This window comes from Actinosynnema sp. NPDC059797 (assembly GCF_042732085.1).
Classification (GTDB): Bacteria; Actinomycetota; Actinomycetes; order Mycobacteriales; family Pseudonocardiaceae; genus Actinosynnema.
Window position 1 is genome coordinate 1 of the sequence record NZ_JBHWIE010000583.1, and the last position, 3,075, is coordinate 3,075.

Genomic DNA, 3,075 nt, shown 5'->3' on the forward strand with positions numbered 1-3,075 from the left:
CAGGTTCAGGATCGCCCTGGTCTGCGCCACGTCGGTGGTGACCCGGGAGACGACGTCCGCCCGCTGCCGCCCGTCGAGCACCTCCACCGGCAGCGAGTAGACGTGCCGGACGAGCTGTTCCCGCGTTTCGTAGGCGAACCGCTCGCCGGTCCGGTGCAGCAGGAGCTGGCGCAGGCCGGACAGCAGCGCGCCCGCCAGGAGCAGCCCGACCAGCAGGAGCGCGGAGCCCACCGGCAGGGAGCCCCCGAACGCGTCCACCATCGAGGCGATCACCAGCGGCTGCGCCGCGCCCGCCGCGGAGGCCACCAGGCCGATGACGCCGGCGACCGCCAGCGGGCGCCGGTACGGGCGCAGCAGCGGGAGCGTGGCGCGGAAGCCCGCGGGGCGCGGTCCGCCGGTCATCCCCGACCCCCGGTGAAGGAGGGCTCGACGACGAGCGAGGTGCGGAAGTGCCGGACCGACTCCGGTTCCCCGATCGGCACCCCGTCCAGCTCCACCCAGGCGTGCGCGAGGAACGGGTCCTGGCGCAGGCCGGTCTTCCAGGTGGCGGAGCACCCGAACGTGCGGGCGAGGACGATCGTGGCCACCGAGCGCGGCAGGCACCCCTCCCCCGCGCAGCGGCTGCTCACCGACACGACGGCCTGCCGCCAGCGCAGCAGGTCCTCCGGGTCCGGCCGCCGCGCGCCCCGCGCGAGCAGGCGCAGGAACCGCTGGAGCCGCCTCGGCGAACCCGCGCACGCGACGAACGCCACCAGCACCGCCAGTCGTGCGCGCAGGGCCGGCACCCGTCCCGGTGACGCGCCGGTCTCCGGCAGGATCGGGGTGCTCATCGCGCGTCACCCTCCACCAGCCTGGCCCGGCGCAGGTCCGCCAGCAGCACCGCGCAGTCGGCGCGCACCCGCTCCTCGTCCACGCCCGCCGCCGCGGCGACGGCGGTGACGACCTCGTCCAGCGAACGGCCCGTCGTCAGCCCCTCCAGCAGCACGAGCGCCGTGCCGTTGAGGTGCCAGTAGACGCCCTTGTCGACGTCGAGGAGGAACTTGCCGCCCTCCCCGTCCACCAGCTCAACCCCTGATCTGATGCTGAGCACTTCCCACCTCTTCCCGGCCCCCCGGCGGGTCCCCCTCGGCGTCCCTGACCGACCTGAGCCACTTCTCGGCGAATCCGATGTGGGCCAACTCCGCGTAGTCGCTCCCGTCGACCGAGTACGCGCCGACCGCGCGCAGCAGCGCCGGCGCGGAGACGATGCCCAGCTCCTCCAGCACCGACCCGCCGTCGAACAGCCCGCGCAACCAGCCCGCCAGCGCCCGGTGCTTGTCGAAGACCTCCGCGGTGTAGTCGCCCTTGTCCCTGCGGGTGAAGTACTCCGGGCTCATCCGCGCCGGTCGGGCGGCGGCGAGCAGCGGCTTGGCGGGGAGCTGGTAGGCGCGCTCGGAGATGGTGAGCGACAGCGCCAGGTCCACGACCCGCCGGTCCAGGTACGGGCTGTCGTACCGGATCCCGCCCCGCCCGCCCCGGGCGAGGTTCATCTGCCGGACCGCGGCGCCGTGCACGGTGAGGAAGTGCGCCACCTGGTGGGCCAGCCGGTCGGGCGCCAGCGCGTCGGCCCGCTCGTCCAGCGCGCGGGTGGCGAGCCCGCGCAGGAGGTCCCCGACCCGCCCGGTCAGCACCGGGTTCACGGTCGGCAGGGTGAGCCACCGGGAGTGGTGGGCGACCCCGGTGTCGGGCCGGTCGAAGCGGGAGCGGGCGACGCGGGCCAGGTCCGACCGGTAGCTGTTGCCGCGCAGCAGCATCCGGAGCGTGGGCCGGAGCGGGTAGCGGTTGACCGCGCGGTGCCGCCACACCTTCGCGAAGCGGCGCGGGTCGGTGGAGCGGACCAGCGACCACGGCATGGTGGACACCGGACCGAACAGCGCGTCGCCGCCGTGCCCGTTGACGTGCAGCGTCGACCCGGTCCCGGCCAGCAGGTCGTCCAGCACCGCCACCGACGCGATCGCGCTGGACGACAGGCTCGGGCCCTCGGGCAGGCGCGCGACCGACACCGCGTCCCCCTCGGTCAACGAGGACGTGGTCACGGCGTAGGGCCGCACCACGTGCCGCGAGCCGATCTCGCCCGCCGCCCGCGTCGACCAGACGTGGTCGTTGTTCAGGGCGTTGGACGACGAGAAGAAGACGGTGTGCAGCGGCTTCCCCGTCTCCGCCAGGAAGAAGCAGAGCGACGTGGAGTCCAGCCCGCCCGACAGGTCCGCGCTCACCGCGCGGTGCCCCGCGACGCGATCGGCCAGGTAGTCGCGGAGACGCGCGTTGAGCCGCGGTGCGAGGTCGGCGGCGGAGCGGTCCGCGGGCGGCGCGGTCCACCACTTCCGGCGCTGCGGCGGGGCGCTGCCGACCGAGGAGAGCCACTCCCCGGGGCCCACGCCGCGCACGCCCGCCCAGATCGGGTTCAGCGAGAAGGGGTGGGACAGGTCCGCGCCGGTCAGCCTGCCGGCGAGCACGGCGAGGTCCACCCCGGCGCCGGCGAGCAGGGCCAGCGGTCGCTGCTCGTCGGACACCACCGCGACGCCGTCCACCCGCGCCCAGAACAGCGAGGCGGTCAGGAAGGCGGGCGCCTGGGCGCGCATCCGGCCGTCCTGGCGCGCGAACAGGAGCACGTCCGACCCGACGAGGTCGGCGGCGACGCCGTCCAGCTCTGCGACGTCGCGGGCGTTGCGGGTGCGGGCCGCCAGGACCTGTTCGCCCGCGGTGGGCGAACCGACGAGCACGACCTCCAGGGAGTCGTTGCGCGCGTGGACCAGGCGCCGGTCGCCGGGGTCGCCGGCGATCCAGGGCCGCCCGGAGGGGTGCCGCCGCAGCACCGGGCCGAAGAATCGGTGAACGCGCTCGATGAGGCCCGGGGAAAGGTTTTCATCGGGAAGAACCGCGAGAGCCACAGCCCCCTCCGGGTGAATTGGTGTCGTCGGACCGAACCGAACCGATAAGATGGCGCGGTGGGCGCGGGGCGGGGGGGATATGCTGCCCGCCCACCAACCGGTTGCGAAGCGGGCCCCGGGGGGGATCGGGCGGACCGCCACATAT

At 74.9% G+C, this 3,075-nt stretch carries 4 protein-coding genes; all 4 read right to left on the reverse strand.

Annotated features, from left to right (window positions below; genetic code table 11):
• Positions 1–402: ABC transporter transmembrane domain-containing protein (locus ACFV4N_RS41950; RefSeq protein ID WP_499678264.1), on the reverse strand; the 402-nt coding region annotated here is incomplete at its 3' end.
• The gene (locus tag ACFV4N_RS41955) at positions 399–830 is read right to left on the reverse strand and encodes a lasso peptide biosynthesis B2 protein (protein ID WP_499678265.1); all 432 of its coding nucleotides are present in this window, start codon (positions 828–830) and stop codon (positions 399–401) included. The genes ACFV4N_RS41950 and ACFV4N_RS41955, both read right to left, overlap by 4 nt.
• Positions 827–1,060 (reverse strand): PqqD family peptide modification chaperone, encoded by a 234-nt coding sequence (locus tag ACFV4N_RS41960; RefSeq protein ID WP_499678266.1) that lies wholly within the window; start codon positions 1,058–1,060, stop codon positions 827–829. Before ACFV4N_RS41960 ends, ACFV4N_RS41955 begins: the two co-directional genes overlap by 4 nt.
• 4 nt (positions 1,061–1,064) lie before the next feature.
• The gene (locus ACFV4N_RS41965; RefSeq protein WP_499678267.1) at positions 1,065–2,855 is read right to left on the reverse strand and encodes an asparagine synthase-related protein; all 1,791 of its coding nucleotides are present in this window, start codon (positions 2,853–2,855) and stop codon (positions 1,065–1,067) included.
• Between the last annotated feature and the right edge of the window lie 220 nt (positions 2,856–3,075).